Source organism: Streptomyces sp. BE20 (assembly GCF_036322525.1).
In the GTDB taxonomy this organism is placed as follows: domain Bacteria; phylum Actinomycetota; class Actinomycetes; order Streptomycetales; family Streptomycetaceae; genus Kitasatospora.
In genome coordinates, this window is sequence record NZ_JAQYWW010000285.1 from 1 (window position 1) to 308 (window position 308).

1 protein-coding gene is annotated in these 308 nt (G+C 72.7%); it reads right to left on the reverse strand.

Annotation, left to right across the window (positions count from 1 at the left end):
* Positions 1–268: hypothetical protein (locus PUR61_RS01605; RefSeq protein ID WP_329874835.1), on the reverse strand; the 268-nt coding region annotated here is incomplete at its 3' end.
* Positions 269–308 lie beyond the last annotated feature (40 nt).

Genomic DNA, 308 nt, shown 5'->3' on the forward strand with positions numbered 1-308 from the left:
GCGGCAGCGGTCCGCCGCCGACGACGACAACTGAAACCTGGGTTCTCGGATCCTCGGGGGTCGGTGGCCTGGGGTGCATGCTGGTGCGGCCGGAGGTCATCGGTGGCGCGGACACCAGCGGGTGGTTGGTTGCCAGCGGGTAGATCGTGCTGAAGTCGGCGTCGGTGCGCTCCGCGTACGGCCCGCTCGGGCCCCCCCGTCTATAACCGGAGGGCTGTGAGGGGTCGCCCTCGCCGGGCAGGTCGGGCGGGGCGAGGTCGAGCGCCACCCCGCCGTCCTGGACGAACGTCTGCAGCGACCCCGCCTGA